A 16,639-nucleotide genomic window follows, 5' to 3' on the forward strand; every position below is an offset into this window, starting at 1 on the left:
AGGGGGGGCGATCCATCCGCCCTCCGACTTCCCTTGTGGGAGCGAGCTTGCTCGCGATAGCGTACTGTCAGTCGTCACTTGAGTGACTGTCACACCGCTATCGCGAGCAAGCTCGCTCCCACTAGGGCCTGAGTCACATCTTCAAAGTCGATCCCATAAAAAGAAACCGGAGAAACACCATGTCGTTAAGCGTGTTCGACCTGTTCAAGATCGGCATCGGTCCTTCCAGCTCCCACACGGTCGGTCCGATGCGTGCCGCGGCACGTTTCGTCGAAGGGTTGCGTCGTGATGAGTTGCTCAATACCACTGCCAGCGTCAAAGTCGAGCTGTACGGCTCGCTCGGTGCCACCGGCAAGGGCCACGGCAGTGACAAGGCCGTGCTGCTGGGCCTGGAAGGCGAGCATCCGGACACCGTGGACACCGAAACAGTGACCGCCCGGCTCCAGGAGATCCGCAGCAGCGGTCGCCTGAACCTGCTCGGCGAACACCCCATCGAATTCAATGAAAAACTGCACCTGGCGATGATCCGCAAACCGTTGGCCTACCACCCCAACGGCATGATCTTCCGCGCCTTCGACGCCGCCGGCCTGCAAGTGCGCAGCCGCGAGTACTACTCGGTAGGCGGCGGCTTCGTCGTGGATGAAGACGCCGCCGGCGCCGACCGTATCGTCGAAGATGCCACGCCCCTGACCTTCCCGTTCAAGAGCGCAAAAGATCTGCTGGCCCACTGCACCACCTACGGTCTGTCCATCAGCCAGGTCATGCTGACCAACGAAAGCGCCTGGCGCCCCGAAGCCGAGACCCGCGCCGGCCTGCTGAAGATCTGGCAGGTCATGCAGGATTGCGTGGCGGCGGGCTGTCGCAACGAGGGGATCTTGCCGGGCGGCCTCAAGGTCAAGCGCCGGGCTGCGGCGTTGCATCGCCAGTTGTGCAAGAACCCTGAAGCGGCCTTGCGCGATCCGCTGTCCGTGCTGGACTGGGTCAACCTGTATGCCTTGGCCGTCAACGAAGAAAACGCCTTCGGCGGCCGTGTCATCACCGCGCCCACCAACGGTGCGGCGGGCATCATTCCGGCCGTGCTCCACTACTACATGCGCTTCATTCCCGGGGCCAACGAAGATGGCGTGGTGCGATTCCTGCTGACCGCCGCCGCCATCGGCATCCTCTACAAGGAAAACGCCTCCATCTCCGGTGCTGAAGTCGGCTGCCAGGGTGAAGTTGGCGTGGCCTGCTCCATGGCCGCCGGTGCGCTTTGCGAAGTGCTGGGCGGTACCGTGCAACAAGTGGAAAACGCCGCCGAAATCGGCATGGAACACAACCTCGGGCTCACCTGCGACCCCATCGGTGGCCTCGTCCAGGTGCCCTGCATCGAACGCAATGCCATGGGCTCGGTAAAGGCCATCAATGCGGTGCGCATGGCCATGCGCGGCGATGGTCATCACTTCGTCTCCCTCGACAAAGTCATCCGCACCATGCGCCAGACCGGCGCCGACATGAAAAGCAAATACAAGGAGACCGCCCGCGGCGGTCTGGCGGTCAACATCATCGAATGCTGATGCGTGCCCCTTTCATTTTCCAGGAGCTGATATGTCCACCGAACAACTGTTGAAAACCCCGCTGCACGCGCTGCACCTCGAACTCGGCGCCCGCATGGTGCCATTCGCCGGCTACGACATGCCGGTGCAATACCCCTTGGGCGTGATGAAAGAACACCAGCACACCCGGGATCAGGCCGGGCTGTTCGATGTGTCCCACATGGGCCAGATCCGCCTGACCGGCGCGGGTGCGGCCAAGGCACTGGAGACGCTGGTGCCGGTGGACATCATCGACTTGCCCGTGGGCATGCAGCGCTACGCCATGTTCACCAACGACAACGGCGGCATCCTCGACGATTTGATGGTCGCCAACCTGGGCAATGATGAGCTGTTTTTGGTGGTCAACGCGGCGTGCAAGGATCAGGACCTGGCCCACCTGCAAGCGAACATCGGCGGTCAGTGCAGCATCGAGCCGCTGTTCGAAGCCCGCGCCCTGCTCGCGCTGCAAGGCCCAGCGGCCGTGACCGTGCTCGCGCGTCTGGCGCCGGAAGTGGCGAAGATGACCTTCATGCAATTCCAGCGCGTCACTCTGCTGGGCGTGGATTGCTTTGTCAGCCGTTCGGGCTACACCGGTGAAGACGGTTTCGAGATTTCCGTGCCAGCCGCCGATGCGGAGAAACTCGCCCGCGCCCTGCTGGCCGAACCGGAAGTCGCCGCCATCGGCCTTGGCGCCCGTGATTCCCTGCGCCTGGAAGCGGGCCTGTGCCTCTACGGCCACGATATGAACACCGAGACCACACCCATTGAAGCCAGCCTGCTGTGGGCGATTTCCAAGGTCCGCCGCGCCGATGGCGCACGCGCCGGGGGCTTCCCCGGAGCGGAAACTGTTTTTGCCCAACAACAGCAAGGCGTGAAGCGCAAACGTGTCGGCCTGCTGCCCCAAGAACGCACACCGGTGCGTGAAGGCGCGGAGATCGTCAACGAAGCCGGCGAGATCATCGGCACGGTTTGCAGCGGCGGGTTCGGGCCGACCTTGGGCGGTCCGTTGGCGATGGGTTACCTGGACAGCGCCTACGTCGCCTTGGACACGCCGGTCTGGGCCATTGTGCGTGGGAAAAAAGTGCCTTTGCTTGTAAGCAAAATGCCATTCGTTCCGCAGCGCTACTACCGTGGTTGATTGGTTGTTTCTATAAGTAACGCGGTTTCGTTATACGTGCACTAATGTGTAACGCAACCGCCATAAAAAGGTGCATGTAGTGATATTCAACCGGGCTTATAACGCTACGGAACTATCGGACTAGCCTTTTGAATAAGCCCCCTCCCTCAAAACATCTAAAACGCCAGCAAGCTGAGCAAATCCGGGGCCTTCAGGGGGGTTGTTTTTTCCTTGGAAGTTGGCGTAGAGTTTCGTCACTGTGTTTGCATGGGTCGCTTGGATCGTGACCTGGGCAGTAGCCTAAGAAGTTAGCTACAACCCGTTCGACGTCATCTTACTTTCCTGCAACCCAGCCCCAGTACTCTTTCGTCTGGAAAGAGGCTGTCATTAATTTAGCGTCAAGGAAATAAGAAAATGGCTGATCGTCAGAGCGGTACCGTCAAGTGGTTCAACGACGAAAAAGGTTTTGGTTTCATCACCCCTGAAAGCGGTCCGGATCTGTTCGTACACTTCCGCGCCATCCAGGGCAACGGCTTCAAGAGCCTGAAAGAAGGCCAGAAAGTCACTTTCGTTGCCGTGCAAGGCCAGAAAGGCATGCAGGCTGACGAGGTTCAAGCCGAAGCCTAAGGCTTTCGCAAACTAAAAAGCCCCTGATTGATCTCAGGGGCTTTTTTATGCGCGTAAATCCGTAAAATGGCTTCTTTTTGGTTCGAGGCCGTCATGTCCAAACACCTGCTCACCCCACAGGGTGACTTCCCTCCCGCCGGCCTGGGCCGTCGCCTGGCCGCGATGTTCTATGATTTTTTGCTGTGCACGGCGCTGCTGATCGTCACCGGTGGCGTGTACAAGATGATCCAGATGATGATCATCGGCGAAGAAAAGATGCGTGCCCTTACCGACGCCGGCGCGCTGGATGGCGATCCGCTGCTGTCCACGGTGTTGCTGTTCGTGCTGTTCGGCTTCTTCGCCAAGTTCTGGACCCACAACGGCCAGACCCTGGGCATGCAGGTCTGGTGCATTCGCGTACAGAACGCCGATGGCACGGCCATTAGCTTGTGGCAGGCGTTGTTGCGATTCGTGGTGTCGATTGCGTCATTGCTGCTGGTGGGCGCCGGATTCATCTGGGCGCTGTTCGACAAGCGTCAGCGCAGCTGGCATGACATCTATTCGGATACCCAGTTGGTGCGGATTCCCAAGAAGACCAAATAAAGGTCATCGAACAAGACAGACTGAAATGCACTTGTGGCGAGGGGATTTATCCCCGCTGGGGCGCGAAGCGGCCCCATTTGGTCATCCCGACACTCCGTGGTGTCAGGTTTTAGGGCTGCTGCGCAGCCCAGCGGGGATAAATCCCCTCGCCACAGAAAGCCCCCCAGGCCTGAAGATTTCTTCAGCGTCAGGCATTACCCGCCAACTTCATTCGCGCCGCCTGGGTGAAGTCCAGCATGCGCTTGAGCGGGCGAATCGCCTGGGGGATCAATGCCGGGTCGACGAATATTTCATTGCTGCCTTCCTTGAGCGCCTGAAGCGTGCGCTCCAGCGTGTTCATCGCCATCCATGGGCAGTGCGCGCAGCTGCGGCATGCCGCGCCGTTGCCGGCGGTAGGGGCCTCGATGAAGACCTTGTCCGGGCACAGCTGCTGCATTTTGTAGAAAATGCCGCGGTCGGTGGCGACGATCAGCGTCTTGTTCGGCAAGCTCTGGGCGGCGGCAATCAACTGGCTGGTGGAACCCACGGCATCCGCCAGTTCGATCACCGACGTCGGTGACTCCGGGTGCACCAGGATGGCGGCGTCCGGGTACAGCGCCTTCATATCTTCCAACTGCTTGGACTTGAACTCTTCGTGGACGATGCAGGCGCCGTCCCAGAGCAACATGTCGGCGCCGGTCTTGCGCTGGATGTAAGTGCCCAAGTGCTTGTCCGGACCCCAGATGATCGTCTCGCCGTTGTCCATCAGGCTCTCGACGATTTCCAGGGCACAGCTGGACGTCACCACCCAGTCCGCACGGGCCTTCACGGCCGCCGAAGTGTTGGCATACACCACCACGGTGCGCTCCGGATGCTGGTCGCAGAACGCCGAGAATTCATCCACCGGGCAACCCAGATCGAGGGAGCAAGTGGCTTCCAGAGTCGGCATCAGCACGCGTTTTTCGGGGTTGAGGATCTTGGCGGTCTCGCCCATGAACTTGACCCCGGCCACCACCACGGTCTTGGCCGGATGGGCGTTGCCAAAGCGGGCCATTTCCAGGGAGTCGGAGACACAGCCCCCAGTCTCCTCGGCCAGGGCCTGAATGACCGGGTCACAGTAGAAATGCGCAACCAGCACCGCGTCCTGAGCCTTGAGCTCGGCGGCAATGGCGGCGCGGTACCAGGCCTCTTGCTCGGCGGACAGCGGCTTGGGCTGCTTGGCATCGAGGTGAGCCTGGACCAGAAGGCGTTCGGAAATCTGCGTCATATTCGCAAGACCTATAGGCGCGTTTAGCGCGAAAGTCGAGTATACACCCGGCTCCGGACCACTCGAGTACCGCCGGGAAAGTGAGTGTCATCGGGCACGGGACAGCGTGAAGCCGGCAAGGCTACAGAATATCCCGCCGTTGCAAAAGATCATTCTGACCTGTGCCCCGGCAGACGACTTTGCGCCTGCGCCTGTGGTTCTGAGCGTGACGTATTTAATTATTCAATTCCCCCAGCCAGTTTTCAGTTTGCCGAGCCCAACGCGGCCGGGCCTAAATGGCGCTTTCTTCCCCGCCAAGGCCTTGCCATGGAAAACGTTCAAGCCTCAAATACCCGCGTATTCTGGCTGATGACCAGCATCGTATGCGTGGCGCTGAATCTGCGCCCTTCAATGGCGGCGGTCGGGCCTTTGCTATCCGCCATTCGGGGCGAAGTGCCCCTGACGTTCAGCATGGCATCGTTGCTGACGATGTTGCCGGTCATGGCCATGGGCTTGGCAATGTTCCTGGGCCTGCGAGTCGCCCTGCGCATTGGCGAACACCGCACCATTGTCCTGTCGCTGGTAGTCATCGGCCTTGCCACGGTCTCGCGCCTGTACCTGGATAGCGCCGAAGCGTTGATCATCAGCGCCGTTTTGGCCGGCATCGGCATCGCCCTGATCCAGGCGGTGCTGCCAGTCCTGATCAAGTCGCGGCTTGGCGATAACGTCTCGTTGTTCATGGGGCTGTACGTCACGTCGATCATGGGTGGCGCGGCCATCGCGGCGTCATTTTCCCCGTTCGTCCTGGCGCAGACGGGCAGCTGGCGCATCGGCCTGGCGATCTGGGCATTGCTGGTGCTGGTCGCGCTGGGCTGCTGGCACGCTCAACGCTCGGTCGTCATGCCATTACCCAGAGCACCGGGACGACAACAGGGCTCGTTCTTTGCCAACCGCCGGGCTTGGCTGCTGGCCCTGTTCTTCGGCCTGGGCACCGCGTCCTATACGTGCGTACTGGCCTGGCTGGCGCCGTATTACCTGGAAAAAGGCTGGAGCGAACAGCAGGCCGGCCTGGTCTTGGGGTTCCTCACAGCGATGGAAGTGTTGTCCGGCCTGGTCACCCCGGCAATCGCCAACCGCAGCCAAGACAAACGCCCGATACTGACGGTACTGCTGACATTGATCATGGCTGGCTTCTGCGGCTTGATCCTCAGCCCGGATCGCTTCAGCCTGCTATGGCCATGCTTGCTGGGGCTCGGTATCGGCGGTCTGTTCCCGATGAGCCTGATCGTCTCCCTCGACCACCTGGACGACCCGCGCCGGGCCGGCGCGTTGACGGCATTCGTGCAAGGCATCGGTTACCTGATCGCCGGCCTGTCGCCATTGATTGCCGGAGTGATCCGTGACCAATCGGGCAGTTTCGAATGGGCGTGGTGGTCGCTTGCGGTGGTGATGGGGCTGATGATCCTGATGGTGTTGCGCTTCAACCCCAGGCAATACGCGCGGCATATTGGCTAGTCGTCGCTGTCCTAGCAAAACATCTACCCTGCCGAAAGATAAACGGCCAAGGCTCCTGTATAAAGGAGGCCTTCGTGGGAACAGGATGTTACGCAAGGATGGCGCCGAGACTAGCTGATGCTCATTAGTAACCTGCTTCGAAAGCTGGATATGCAAGACCTGATGGTGTTCGTCGCCGTGTTCGAACAGCGCAACGTCACCCAGGTTTCCGAAGCCCTGTGTGTCAGCCAGTCGACCGTCAGCTATTGCCTGAAAAAACTGCGCACCAGCTTCGAAGACGAACTGTTCACCGTGACACGCGCAGGCATGAGCCCCACTCAGAAGGCCATCGTCATGTATGGCCAGGTGCTGGGGGTGCTCAACACGATCAACCAATGCCACTCCGGCATCCAGCCATTCGATCCACATCAGGAAGAGATCACATTCAATCTCTGCGCGCCGGAATACTTCGAACTCCTGATCCTTCCGAAGCTGGTCAAGCGCTTCATCGGCAACCGTGTTCCGGTGGTGATCAACACCACGAAGTTCCAACGCGATATTCCGGTCGACGCGCTGAGGGACGATCGCTTCGATCTTGCAGTGGGTTTCGGCCCGCATTTCCATGGCGATGCCAAGGGTCTGCAATCACGGGTATTGCTGACGGATGAGCTGGTGTGCGTGGTGGATAAACATTTCCCGGGCCCTGGGCAAGCGTTCAGCCTCGACGCATTTGTCGCGCGGCAGCATGTATTTCCGACCCCTTGGACATCCGACACCAACATGATCGATGGCTGGCTCGCTCGCCAGGGCTCCAGGCGACAGATCGTCGCGCGCGCCAACAGCTACGTGACAGCCTTGGCCCTGGTCACTGGAACCGACTATATCCTGACCCTGCCCAAACGCATCCAGGCATTGCTTTGCGACGACCAACGATTCGGCGAGCGCCAGCCGCCACCAGGGCTGCCGGGCTTTACGCTTGAGATGATGTGGAGCGAAAAAGCGAGCCAGGACAACCGGAACACCTGGCTGCGCCAGCAGGTCATGGACGTTTGCGCCGAGGTCGGCCAGCGCTGACCACGGCATCGATCCGACTTTTTCGCGGGCAAAAAAAAATCCGGAAATCCTCACTTTCGTGGGCCTTCCAGACTTTTAAAACTACAGAAAATGGTGGGTCGTGTGGGATTCGAACCTACGACCAATTGGTTAAAAGCCAACTGCTCTACCAACTGAGCTAACGACCCTCTGTGTGGTGGCGCGTATAATACTGATTTTTAAGGACTATTCAACACCTAATTTCAAAAAAATCAAAAATAAGGTGTTGGATCGCTCACACCCGCCGCAGCGAAGCCTTCGGCACGCAGCCGGCAGCTGTCGCACTTGCCGCAAGCGCGCCCTTGATCGTCGGCCTGATAGCACGAAACGGTAAGCCCATAGTCGACGCCAAGGCTCACGCCCGCCTTGACGATTTCGGCCTTGCTGAGGTTTTGCAGCGGCGCCAGGATGCGGAAACCCTGCCCCTCTACACCGGCCTTCGTCGCCAGGTTGGCCATGCGCTCGAACGCCTCGACGAACTCCGGTCGACAATCCGGATAACCGGAATAGTCCACCGCATTGACGCCGATGAAAATATCCCGCGCCTCCAGCACCTCGGCCCAGCCCAGCGCGAGGGACAGAAACACGGTGTTGCGCGCCGGCACGTACGTCACCGGGATACCTTCGCTCGGCGCTTCGGGAACGTCGATGGCGCTGTCGGTCAGGGCCGAACCGCCAATGCCGTTGAGGTTCAGGCCGATGACTTTATGCTCGACCACGCCCAGATCCCGGGCGACCCGTTCAGCGGCCTGCAATTCTGCACGGTGGCGCTGGCCGTAATCGAAACTCATGGTGTAGCAGCGATAACCTTCGGCACGAGCCATGGCCACGACGGTTGCCGAGTCCAGGCCGCCCGACAGCAGGATGACCGCGCGTTTTTCAGCAGTGGTTGAGTGTTCAGTCATGTCAGCGCCCCGGCTCGTCGTTCCAAAGATATTTATGCAACTGCAATTGCAGGCGCACCGGCAAATTATCCGCCACCACCCAATCCGCCAGATCCCGCGCATTGAGGTCGTGATGACTTGGCGAAAACAACACCTCGCCGGCTCGCTGGTCGAGTCCATGCTGGATCAGCTTGGACACCGCCCAGTCATAGTCTTCCCGGGAGCAGATGACAAACTTGACCTGGTCGTTGCGGGTCAACAGTTCAATGTTCTCGTAGCGGTTGCGATGGGCTTCCTTGGAACCAGGCGTCTTGAGGTCCACGACGCGACTGACGCGGGGATCGACCGCCGAGATATCCAGCGCACCGCTCGTTTCCAGCGAGACCTCATAGCCAGCGTCGCACAACTGCTTGAGCAAAGGGATGGCATTGGGCTGCGCCAATGGCTCGCCCCCAGTGACGCAAACATAGCGCGGACGGAAGCCGGCCACTTGTTCAAGAAGATCGTCGAGGGTTCGCATTGTGCCGCCGCTGAAGGCATAGGCGCTGTCGCAGTACTGGCAACGCAACGGGCAGCCAGTGAGGCGCACAAAAACAGTGGGCAGCCCGGCCGTTCGCGTTTCACCCTGCAAAGAGTAAAAAACTTCGGTAATTCTCAATGTGTCTTGCATAGTCGCCACGGGCGTAACAGCTAAACAGGCTGTCCGCCTCCGTCAGGCACTTCGAGGAACCCCGCCAACGCGTAGATCCCAGGAAGCGTGTTTCATAAAAAGGGCGTGAATTCTAACGAAAAAACCCGCGACAGGCGCGGGTTTCTTCAAAGCAGGTCAAACAGCCTTACATGCGTTGCAGATCACGCTGGGCCAACTGGGCGGCGGAAGTCCCCGGATACTGGGCCACCACCTGCTGCAGAATGCCCTTGACCTTGTCGGTGTGACCGAGGCGGCGTTCTACGTCAGCGAGCTTGTACAGCGAATCCGGCACCTTGGCGTGCTTGGGATACAGCTGCGAAACCTTGGCGAACGCCTGGCCGGCGCCTTGCAGGTCGCCCTTGGCCAGGTTCACTTCGCCCAGCCAGTATTGGGCGTTACCCGAATATTGACTGTTGGGGTATTTGCGCAGGAAAGCGGTAAAGGCCTGGCTGGCCTTGTCGAAATCCTTGGCCTTGATCAGGTCGAAGGCAGCATCGTAATAGAGCTTTTCCTTCGCCGGATCCGCCGGTTCGCCACCGGCTGCAGGTGCTGCTGGAGCGCTAGCCCCAGCGCCTGCGGCTGCACCGGGGGCGTTCAAGTCGCCACCGGCTGGAGAATTCTCAGGAGTCGCGGCAGGTGCAACGCCGGTTCCTATGCGCCGATCAAGATCCTGGTATCGCTCCAGGCTTTCCTGCTTCATGCGCGACACTTCATTTTGCAGAACTTCAATCGCGCCTTGTTGGCGTGACAGTTGATCCTGCATTTGCTGCAGTTGGTTGAACAGCTCGCCCTGTGCCGAGACAGGGGCCGAAACCCCTCCCCCGGCATAGGCGCCGTTCGTACCGTAACCCGCAGGCGGATAGCTGCTCCCGCTATTGTTATAGCCGGAGTCGTTATCGACCACAGGAACCGCAGCCCACGCCGCAAGCGGCGCGAGGCTGAGAGCCAGGACAGTTACAGCACGACGGCACGTTCGCATGACGAATTACTTACGCAGTTCGACGCGACGGTTTTGAGCCCAGGACTGCTCGTCGTTGCCGGTAGCAACTGGACGCTCTTCGCCGTAGGAAACCAGTTCCAGCTGAGCTGGGGAAACACCTTGCAGAACCAGGTAGCGTTGAACGGCTTTCGCACGACGCTCGCCCAGTGCCATGTTGTACTCACGAGTACCACGTTCGTCGGTGTTGCCTTCCAGAACAACGCGAGCGCCGTTACCTTTCAGGTCTTTGGCGTGAACGTCCAGAGCGCGCATGGCTTCTGGCTTCAGGTCCGAGCTGTCGTATTCGAAGTAGAAGGTGGTGATTGCGCGCAGAGCAGCTTCTTCGCTCAGGGAGCCGTCAACTGCACCAGTGTTAGCGCCGTAACCAGCGTTTGGATCAACAGCGCCTTCACCGGCGTTGTCGCCGCCTTTGGACGAGCAACCTACAGCTACAGCCATGGCCAGAGCCAGCGCAGCAAATTTACCAAACTTCAGCATTTCCATCGTGAAACTCCTAATGAACCCCAGTGTGTTAAGTAAAACGTATTGCGCCGCGTCAGTTCAGGTAAGGGGACCAGGACGGTTCTCTGACTTCGCCTTGAGCGGTAGGAAGCGGGAGCCTCACGCGTCCATTAATGGACACGAGCATCAAGACTCCCCGGCCCTGCTGGCGGGTGGCGTAGATTACCATGGTGCCGTTGGGCGCAACAGTAGGTGACTCGTCCAGAGTGCTATCAGTTAGGATTTTTACGCTACCGCGCTGCAAATCCTGGGCCGCCACCTTGAAATTGGTGAAACCGTCCTGGCGATGGATCATCACCAGAGTCTTTTCGTCCGCCGACAATTTAGGGTTGGCGTTGTAGTTGCCGACGAAAGTCACTCGCTCGGCACCACCGCCACCGGCGCTGGTCTTGTAGATCTGTGGCTTGCCACCGCGGTCGGAGGTGAAGTAGATGGTCGAACCATCCTTGCCCCAGAACGGTTCGGTGTTGATGCCAGGGCCATTGGTCACGCGCGAGATCGAGCGCGAAGCCAGGTTCATCACGTAGACGTCCGGGTTGCCATCCTTGGACAGTACGAATGCCAGGCGCGAACCGTCCGGCGACCAGGCTGGCGCGCCGTTCAGGCCTTCGAAGTTGGTGATCTGCTCACGGCGACCGGTGTCGATGTGTTGCACGAAGATACGCGGACGCTTCTGCTCGAACGATACGTAGGCGATGCGCTTGCCATCGGGGGCAAAACGCGGCGACAGGATCGGCTCGCGCGATTGCAGCAAGGTCACCGCGCGCGCGCCGTCATAGTCGGAGCGTTGCAGGGTGTAGCGGGTGTTGTTCTCGGAGAAGCGCTCGGCCGTCACGTAAAGCATGCGGGTAGAGAACGCGCCCTTGATGCCGGTGAGTTTTTCGAACGACTGGTCGGAGATGTAGTGGGCCATGTCGCGCAGTTGGTCGACACTGCCCGATACGCTGCCGGTCAGCACTTGCTGCTCGGTGGCGACGTTGAACAAGGCGTACTGCACCTGCAGGCGACCGCCCGCCGGAACGATGCTGCCGACCATGATGTACTGGGCGCCCAGCGCCTTCCAGTCACGGTAGATGACTTCGCTGGCCTGGGTCGGCAGGCTGATCATGTTCTGCTTCGGAATCGGCGCGTAGTAACCGGAGTTACGCAGGTCGTTGCCGATGATCTCAGCCATGTCATCCGGCAAGACACTGCCGCCCTGCCAACCGAACGGAACGACGGCGATCGGCGTCGCCCGGTCGCTGCCGCTGGTGACCAGGATGTTCTTTTCCTCTGCTACCGCTATCCCTGCCAAGCAGCAGATAACGACGAGCATTGATCGAAGAAGGTTTCTCACAAGGCTAGATCCTCAGGTGTGAATGTCATCTTGAACGAACGATACGGAGCAAAATCGCTCGGCTTCATTCCTTGCATTTCCGTCAACCGCCCAATGTTCTTGACCGCCGCGACCGCCGAAGCGTCGAACGGACCATCGCCACTGGACTTGGCTACGCTGACCGAGGTAACCGTACCGTCGGGCAACATGCCGATTTGCAATACAACTGTCATGCCTTTGCGCGCCGAAGGTGGACGAGCCCAGCCTTCCGCCGCCCGGGCGCGAATCAGATCGTCGAAGCTACCGGCGACTTCATCGCCCTGCTCGTCGGCCAATGCCTGCTCGCGTTCCGGCGTGTCGGAAAGCAAATCTGCCAGGGCCTGGGCCTTTTTCTCTTCGGCGGATTTACGCGCTGCGTCCTGGGCCTTTTTCTTGGCGGCGTCGGCGGCGGCTTTCTTCTTCGCGTCTTCGGCGACTTTCTTCTTCGCCTCTTCAGCTTCAGCTTTCTTCTTGGCGTCCTCGGCCGCTTTTTTCTTCGCGTCCTCGACAATCTTTTTCTTCGCTTCTTCAGCGGCCGCTTTCTTGGCCTCTTCTTCAGCGGCTTTCTTGGCTTCTTCTTCGGCTTTCTTCTTGGCTATATCAGCCAATTGTTTCTCTTCTGCCTTCTTGGCCTCGGCGGCTTTCTTCGCGTCATCGGCTTTCTTGGCTTCGTCTGCCTTTTTAGCTTCGTCCGCTTTTTTTGCCTCATCGGCCTTTTTCGCTTCTTCGGCCTTTTGAGCAGCTTCCTCTTTCTTTTGTTCCGCTGCCCTTACGGCTTCCTGCTCGACCTTTTTCTGCTCCATCTGCTCGACTTCGGTCTGGCGCGCAGCGGATTTCTTCGCCTCGCCGGCAAGCTTCTGGTTGGTCTGCGTGGTGGCCTGGCTTTTTGACTTGAGCTGGTACAGGGTCGCCTGCACGATCGGCTTGGCCGGCGGCAGCTCCGGGGTCATGGCAAAGCTGACAAACAGCATGCCGAACACCAGCACATGCAGGCCGATTGCCAGAACACTGGGCCAGAAGTAGCTTTCCGAGGCGGACGGCTCTCGCTGTTGCTGCATCAGGGGGCCTCGGTGATCAAGCCAACATTACCGACCCCGGCTTTTTGCAGGCCGCCCATGGCGCCCATCACGGCGCCGTAGTCGACGGTCTTGTCGCCACGAATGAACACCTGCGTACGCTTGCCATTGCTGTTGCCGGCATTGATGATCTTGGTCACCGCGTCGGTCATCTGCGGCAAGGTCATGGCCCGGTCCTGCTGCTTTTCGGTGTCCACTTCACTGCCAAGATTCCAGTAGTAGGTCTTGTCAGCCTTGATCGAAATGGTCAGTACCTGGGTGTTGTTGTCCTGCGGCAAGGCTTCGCTGGAAACCTTGGGCAGATCGACCTTCACGCCCTGATTGAGCATGGGCGCGGTCACCATGAAGATGACCAGCAGCACCAGCATCACGTCGATGTAGGGCACTACGTTCATCTCGGCAACCGGCTTGCGCTTGTTTCGGGCTCGAGCGATTAAAGCCATCGGGAAATACCTGCTTATTCTTCGCTGGTGTGCACTTTGCGGTGCAGGATCGCCTGGAATTCATCGGCGAAGGTGTAGTAGCGGCTGGTCAGCGTTTCGCTGCGGGCAGCGAAACGGTTGTAGGCGATAACGGCCGGGATCGCCGCGAACAGGCCGATGGCGGTGGCGATCAGTGCCTCGGCGATGCCCGGGGCCACGGTGGCCAGGGTCGCTTGCTGGGCGGATGCCAGGCCACGGAAGGAGTTCATGATCCCCCAGACGGTACCGAACAGGCCGATGTACGGGCTGACCGAACCGACGGTCGCCAGGAACGGCAAACCTTGTTCGAGCTTTTCTTCTTCGCGGGAGATGGCCACGCGCATCGCACGGGCCACGCCTTCCATCACCGCTTCAGGGTCGACGCCCGGTTGCTGGCGCAGACGGGAGAACTCCTTGAAGCCGGCGCGGAAGATCTGCTCGACGCCCGAATCCGGGTCCGGGTTGCTGCCGGCCTGGCGGTACAGCTTGGACAGGTCGATACCGGACCAGAAGCGCTCTTCGAAGCTCTCCAAGGCACGGCGACCGGCGCGCAGCATGTTGCTGCGCTGAAAAATCATGATCCATGAGGTCACCGATGCGGCTACCAGGGTCAGCATTACCAGTTGCACCACGACGCTGGCATTGCTGACCAGGCTCCACATGGAGGAATGGTCGACGACGTTAGCTTCCACGCTTTATCTCCTGCTCTGAGTGTGTACCCGCGCCGCTCACGCCGGCAAAGGCCGCGCGTAGAGCTTCGGGAATGGCCCGGGGTTTCAAACTATGGGTGCGCACACAGGCCACCAAAAACTGCCCTTCGCAGAGCAGCACATTATCCGCAGCGCGCCTGACCTGCTGCTTGAAGCGCAGGCTGACGCGGTTCACTTCGATGACATCGGCAGTCACCACAAGCTCGTCGTCCAGTCGCGCCGGCGCGTGGTAGCGCGCTTCGCTGGAATGCACGACGAATAACAGGTCCTCCCCTGCCAGCGCGGATTGGGCGAAACCCAGTTCCCGCAGCCGTTCGGTTCGAGCCCGTTCCATAAACTTGAGGTAATTGACGTAGTAAACGATGCCGCCGGCATCGGTGTCCTCGTAATAAACGCGACAGCGATGTGCGAACGACTCCAGCCCGTTTTGCGCGCGCATACTCTAGTGCTTACTCCTCAGGTTGCCAATCCGGCCAGGCAACTGTTTTTTCATTCTCGAACGCATTGACGCTCCAGGCGTGGTCTGGGACAGCACGAACTGAAAAAAAGTCGTCGTACAGCGCGCGCTCAATCGTCTACCGCATCGAGGAACTCGTCTACCACCGGCATCTCCCCCATTCGTGTCGGGATGTTTAAGCCGAAGTGCAGATAAGCATGACGCGTCACCACGCGCCCGCGTGGGGTGCGCATGATATAGCCCTGTTGAATCAGGTAGGGTTCCAGCACGTCTTCAATGGTGTGACGCTCTTCGCTGATGGCGGCCGCCAGGCTGTCCACGCCCACTGGGCCACCGTCGAATTTCTCGATCATGGTCAACAGCAGGCGCCGGTCCTGGTGATCGAAACCGCGCTCGTCGATGTCCAGCAGGTTCAAGGCCAGGTCCGCGATCGGCTTGGTGATGTGGCCCTTGGCCCGGACTTCGGCAAAGTCCCGGACCCGACGCAGCAGGCGGTTGGCGATACGCGGTGTACCCCGGGCGCGCCGGGCGACTTCGTAAGCACCGTCCGGGTCCAGCGGTAACCCGAGGATGCCGGCCGAGCGGCTGACAATCGTTGCCAGGTCGGCGTTGCTGTAGAACTCCAGGCGCTGGACGATGCCGAAACGGTCCCGCAACGGATTGGTCAGCATGCCGGCGCGGGTGGTGGCGCCCACCAGGGTAAAAGGTGGCAAGTCGAGCTTGATGGAGCGCGCCGCAGGCCCCTCGCCGATCATGATGTCGAGCTGAAAATCTTCCATGGCCGGGTACAGCACTTCCTCGACGATCGGCGACAGCCGGTGGATTTCGTCGATGAACAGCACGTCATGGGGTTCCAGATTGGTCAGCAGCGCCGCAAGGTCGCCTGGCCGCTCGAGCACCGGCCCGGACGTGCTCTTGATCGACACGCCCATCTCCTGGGCAATGATATTGGCCAGGGTGGTCTTGCCCAGGCCCGGCGGGCCGAAGATCAGGGTGTGGTCCAGCGATTCGCTGCGCCCACGGGCTGCCTGGATGAACAGCTCCATCTGCTCGCGCACGGTCGGTTGGCCGATATAGTCGGCCAGGCTGACGGGGCGAATCGCGCGGTCCTGGACTTCCTCGCGGTCTCGGGGCGCGCCCGTGGCGGCAATCAGACGATCGGCTTCAATCACTTAAATCATTCCCTTCAGGGCGCGGCGAATCATGTCTTCGGTACTCAAGCCTTTTTCCTTGATCGCGGAAATCGCCTTGCTGGCTTCTTGAGGCTTGTAGCCCAGGGATATCAGCGCGGTGACCGCATCGTTTTCAGCACTGGCTGCCGGTGCGGGCGCATCCGGCTGGTTCGGAACGAGCGCGAACATTGCCGGCACCGCCTCCCAGGCCTTGAAGCGGTCCTTGAGCTCCACCAACAGGCGCTCGGCGGTTTTCTTGCCGACCCCCGGCACCTTGGTCAAGGCCGAGGTGTCCTGGGACTGCACGCAACGAATAAGCTCGTCGACTTCCAGGCTCGACATCAAGGCCAGGGCCAGTTTCGGGCCAACACCATTGAGACGGATCAACTCGCGGAAGAAATCGCGCTCGCGCTTGCCGACGAAGCCATAGAGTAACTGCGCATCCTCGCGCACGACCAGATGAGTGTGCAGCGTCAGCGGCTCACCGACCGACGGCAAGCGATACAGCGTGGTCATCGGCACCTCGAGCTCATAGCCCAGGCCGTTTACATCCAGAATCAGGTGCGGCGGCTGTTTTTCAGCCAGGGTGCCGCGCAAGCGTCCAATCACGTTTCAGATCCTT

General features: G+C 60.1%; 18 protein-coding genes and 1 tRNA gene. 6 read left to right on the forward strand and 13 right to left on the reverse strand.

From position 1 onward, the window contains the following. Positions 1–179 precede the first annotated feature (179 nt). The 4 genes from ACLK1G_RS09720 to ACLK1G_RS09735 all read left to right on the forward strand — a co-directional run bounded on the left by ACLK1G_RS09720 (position 180) and on the right by ACLK1G_RS09735 (position 3,900). Positions 180–1,556, forward strand: a complete 1,377-nt coding sequence (locus tag ACLK1G_RS09720) for an L-serine ammonia-lyase (RefSeq protein ID WP_420765246.1) — start codon at positions 180–182, stop codon at positions 1,554–1,556. A gap of 31 nt (positions 1,557–1,587) precedes the next feature. After that, on the forward strand, positions 1,588–2,712 hold the full coding sequence (gene gcvT / locus ACLK1G_RS09725; RefSeq protein ID WP_420765247.1) for a glycine cleavage system aminomethyltransferase GcvT: 1,125 nt from the start codon (positions 1,588–1,590) through the stop codon (positions 2,710–2,712). Positions 2,713–3,105: 393 nt separating this feature from the next. Beyond that, positions 3,106–3,318: a cold-shock protein gene (locus tag ACLK1G_RS09730; RefSeq protein ID WP_002552288.1), complete on the forward strand. Its 213-nt coding sequence runs from the start codon at positions 3,106–3,108 to the stop codon at positions 3,316–3,318. 93 nt (positions 3,319–3,411) lie between these two features. Next, the gene (locus ACLK1G_RS09735; protein ID WP_420765248.1) at positions 3,412–3,900 is read left to right on the forward strand and encodes an RDD family protein; all 489 of its coding nucleotides are present in this window, start codon (positions 3,412–3,414) and stop codon (positions 3,898–3,900) included. A gap of 187 nt (positions 3,901–4,087) precedes the next feature. Here ACLK1G_RS09735 and nadA read toward each other — a convergent pair whose 3' ends face one another. Beyond that, positions 4,088–5,146, reverse strand: a complete 1,059-nt coding sequence (gene nadA, locus ACLK1G_RS09740; protein WP_420765249.1) for a quinolinate synthase NadA — start codon at positions 5,144–5,146, stop codon at positions 4,088–4,090. Positions 5,147–5,452: 306 nt separating this feature from the next. Here nadA and ACLK1G_RS09745 point away from each other — a divergent pair, with 306 nt between their 5' ends. Together ACLK1G_RS09745 and ACLK1G_RS09750 are read left to right on the forward strand one after the other, a co-directional pair. Further along, positions 5,453–6,640, forward strand: a complete 1,188-nt coding sequence (locus ACLK1G_RS09745; protein WP_420765250.1) for a cyanate transporter — start codon at positions 5,453–5,455, stop codon at positions 6,638–6,640. A gap of 117 nt (positions 6,641–6,757) precedes the next feature. Further along, positions 6,758–7,693 (forward strand): LysR family transcriptional regulator, encoded by a 936-nt coding sequence (locus tag ACLK1G_RS09750; RefSeq protein ID WP_420765251.1) that lies wholly within the window; start codon positions 6,758–6,760, stop codon positions 7,691–7,693. A 91-nt stretch (positions 7,694–7,784) separates the two neighbouring features. Here ACLK1G_RS09750 and ACLK1G_RS09755 read toward each other — a convergent pair. The 12 genes from ACLK1G_RS09755 to ruvA all read right to left on the reverse strand — a co-directional run bounded on the left by ACLK1G_RS09755 (position 7,785) and on the right by ruvA (position 16,626). After that, a tRNA-Lys gene (locus ACLK1G_RS09755) sits at positions 7,785–7,860 on the reverse strand. 63 nt (positions 7,861–7,923) lie between these two features. Further along, positions 7,924–8,616, reverse strand: a complete 693-nt coding sequence (gene queC, locus ACLK1G_RS09760; protein ID WP_420765252.1) for a 7-cyano-7-deazaguanine synthase QueC — start codon at positions 8,614–8,616, stop codon at positions 7,924–7,926. A gap of 1 nt (position 8,617) precedes the next feature. Continuing rightward, positions 8,618–9,265 (reverse strand): 7-carboxy-7-deazaguanine synthase QueE, encoded by a 648-nt coding sequence (gene queE / locus ACLK1G_RS09765; protein ID WP_420765253.1) that lies wholly within the window; start codon positions 9,263–9,265, stop codon positions 8,618–8,620. Positions 9,266–9,431: 166 nt separating this feature from the next. Further along, positions 9,432–10,265: a tol-pal system protein YbgF gene (gene ybgF, locus ACLK1G_RS09770; protein ID WP_420765254.1), complete on the reverse strand. Its 834-nt coding sequence runs from the start codon at positions 10,263–10,265 to the stop codon at positions 9,432–9,434. Positions 10,266–10,271: 6 nt separating this feature from the next. After that, positions 10,272–10,769 (reverse strand): peptidoglycan-associated lipoprotein Pal, encoded by a 498-nt coding sequence (gene pal, locus ACLK1G_RS09775; RefSeq protein ID WP_042121796.1) that lies wholly within the window; start codon positions 10,767–10,769, stop codon positions 10,272–10,274. Between the two features lie 52 nt (positions 10,770–10,821). Next, positions 10,822–12,123, reverse strand: coding sequence for a Tol-Pal system beta propeller repeat protein TolB (gene tolB, locus ACLK1G_RS09780; protein WP_039591701.1), 1,302 nt, complete (start codon positions 12,121–12,123; stop codon positions 10,822–10,824). After that, entirely contained in the window at positions 12,120–13,199 is a 1,080-nt protein-coding gene (tolA, locus tag ACLK1G_RS09785; protein ID WP_045156747.1) for a cell envelope integrity protein TolA, read from the reverse strand. Before tolA ends, tolB begins: the two co-directional genes overlap by 4 nt. Next, positions 13,199–13,651, reverse strand: a complete 453-nt coding sequence (gene tolR / locus ACLK1G_RS09790; protein ID WP_162254906.1) for a protein TolR — start codon at positions 13,649–13,651, stop codon at positions 13,199–13,201. The genes tolA and tolR overlap by 1 nt, the downstream gene beginning before the upstream one ends. A gap of 23 nt (positions 13,652–13,674) precedes the next feature. Further along, a complete protein-coding gene (tolQ, locus tag ACLK1G_RS09795) occupies positions 13,675–14,370 on the reverse strand; it encodes a protein TolQ (protein WP_030140798.1) in 696 nt (231 codons plus the stop codon). Further along, positions 14,360–14,827, reverse strand: a complete 468-nt coding sequence (gene ybgC / locus ACLK1G_RS09800) for a tol-pal system-associated acyl-CoA thioesterase (RefSeq protein WP_420765255.1) — start codon at positions 14,825–14,827, stop codon at positions 14,360–14,362. Before ybgC ends, tolQ begins: the two co-directional genes overlap by 11 nt. A 128-nt stretch (positions 14,828–14,955) precedes the next feature. Then, the gene (gene ruvB, locus ACLK1G_RS09805; RefSeq protein WP_175363048.1) at positions 14,956–16,017 is read right to left on the reverse strand and encodes a Holliday junction branch migration DNA helicase RuvB; all 1,062 of its coding nucleotides are present in this window, start codon (positions 16,015–16,017) and stop codon (positions 14,956–14,958) included. Continuing rightward, on the reverse strand, positions 16,018–16,626 hold the full coding sequence (gene ruvA / locus ACLK1G_RS09810; RefSeq protein WP_039591695.1) for a Holliday junction branch migration protein RuvA: 609 nt from the start codon (positions 16,624–16,626) through the stop codon (positions 16,018–16,020). Positions 16,627–16,639 lie beyond the last annotated feature (13 nt).

The organism is Pseudomonas algeriensis, from assembly GCF_048847255.1.
GTDB lineage: Bacteria > Pseudomonadota > Gammaproteobacteria > Pseudomonadales > Pseudomonadaceae > Aquipseudomonas.